Below are 1,713 nucleotides of genomic sequence, written 5' to 3'. Positions count from 1 at the left end.
CGGCGGTCGCGGGGTCGCACCGTACGCACGGAAAAGCGGTGACGCCCGCGATACGTACACCCGGCGTGGCCTCGACCGCCGTGGCGAACGTGTCGAGGCCGGTGAGCGGGACGCCGCCCTCCTGGCCGGGGTGGCCGTCGGCCGGCGCGCCCTCCAGGCGGATCAACACGTCCTGGACGAAGCCGAGTTGACGTGCCGCCGCCGCCACCGCGCGCGCGTTGTCCAGGTCGAACACGGTGACCGCCGACGGGCGCCGGGCCAGCAGCTCCGGGAGCGCGCGGCGCGGGATCTGTGACAGGTGGCCGAGGTTGCCGAGGGACGCGCCCGCCGCGAGCAGGGCGCGGGCCTCGGGTGCGTCGATCGCCGCGAACCGCGGGAGGTGCCGGGCGACGGCCCTGATCAGCTCGGGGTTGCGGCCGACCTGCTTCACCACGCACCACAGCGCGAGCCCGAGCCGCTCGGCCCCGGCGGCGAGCAGCGCGGCGTTCTCCTCGACCGCGTCCAGGTCGAGGACGTACGTGTCCGGGGGGATCGCGCCCCGGTCGTGCAGCGCGGCGGCGGCCTCGACCAGGGCGGGGTTGCGGGCGAGCACGGTGCTCAGGAACACGGCCGGTCCTCGGGGGCGCGGGGTGCGCGGAGCTCGGCGAGGGCACGGCGCAGGATGTCCACGACCAGGTCGGCGCCCGCCCGCATCGGGTTGACGCGGACCGTCCAGTCGGCGAGCTCGGGCGCGGTGTCCAGGGACGACGCGGACATCCGGTAGACCAACGGGGCCACTTCGTAACGGGAGTTGGCGCCCACAGGATAGGGCGCCGCGCCGAACCGGGCGGCGACCGCGGGCAGTTCGCGGGCCACGGGCGCGGTCAGCCGAACGAGTACGCAGCGGTCCTGCGCGTTGGCGAGCCGCACCTCGGCGACGCCCTCGACCTCGCCCGCCGCGAGCCGCTCCGCGACCTCCGCACCGACCCGCGACTGCACCGCCCACATCACCGGTACGTGGGTGAGGGCGCGCAGCGCGTCCAGGGCCTGGTGTCCCTGGACCTGGCCGCCGCCGGAGTAGTTGTCCCGCCGGACCCGCTCGACCAGGTCGCGGGCGCCCGCGACGACACCGACACCCTCCGGCCCGTGCAGCTTGAACAGCGAGAAGCAGGACGCGTCCGCGCCGAGCTCGACCCCGCAGGCGGGCACCCGGAGCACCGCGTAGTTGTCGTCCACGACGGTGCGCACCCCGGCCGCCCGGCAGGCCGCGAGCACCGCGCCCGGATCGTAGGAGTCGGTCAGGCGCTGCCGGGTGTGCTGGACGTACGCCCAGCCGAACCGCCCTGTGGACAGGGCCTGTTGGAGCGCTTCCGGGTCGTTCAGGTCGACCTGTACGGTCTCGGTGCCGAGGCCGCGCAGGGTGGCCTCCGTGGTGCGGTAGGGCCGCGCCGCGTGGATCAGGAGGGGCCCGGTGACGTGCGCGAGGGCGGCACGGATCGCGCCGGTGCCCGCGCCCTGCACGAGCGCCGCGTCCGGTGCGCCGAGGAAGTCCGCGAGCACGGCCTCCACGCGCGCGGTGGTGCGCGGCCGCCCCCACTCCGGTACGACCCCGAGGTCGGCCTCGAACAGCTGTCGCCCCTCGAAGTGCGCGGCCGTGCACTCAAGCAGCCTGAACTGCCGCTGTACGGCGTCCTCCAGGGGGACGGTCGGCAGCGGGTGGGTGCGGGGGAGGCG

2 protein-coding genes are annotated in these 1,713 nt (G+C 75.8%); both read right to left on the bottom strand.

Going from position 1 to position 1,713, the window contains the following annotated elements; translation table 11 throughout:
• The coding region (locus tag GUY60_RS37400; RefSeq protein ID WP_187370230.1) for an alanine racemase at nucleotides 1-607 on the bottom strand (607 nt) is incomplete at its 3' end.
• The coding region (locus tag GUY60_RS37395; RefSeq protein WP_246236149.1) for an aminotransferase class V-fold PLP-dependent enzyme at nucleotides 598-1,713 on the bottom strand (1,116 nt) is incomplete at its 5' end. The genes GUY60_RS37400 and GUY60_RS37395, both read right to left, overlap by 10 nt.

Origin of the sequence: Streptomyces boluensis, from assembly GCF_009908195.1 — a bacterium.
GTDB lineage: Bacteria > Actinomycetota > Actinomycetes > Streptomycetales > Streptomycetaceae > Streptomyces > Streptomyces boluensis.
The sequence above is the reverse complement of the archived record's forward strand: the minus strand, read 5'-3'. Positions and strand labels throughout refer to the sequence as shown.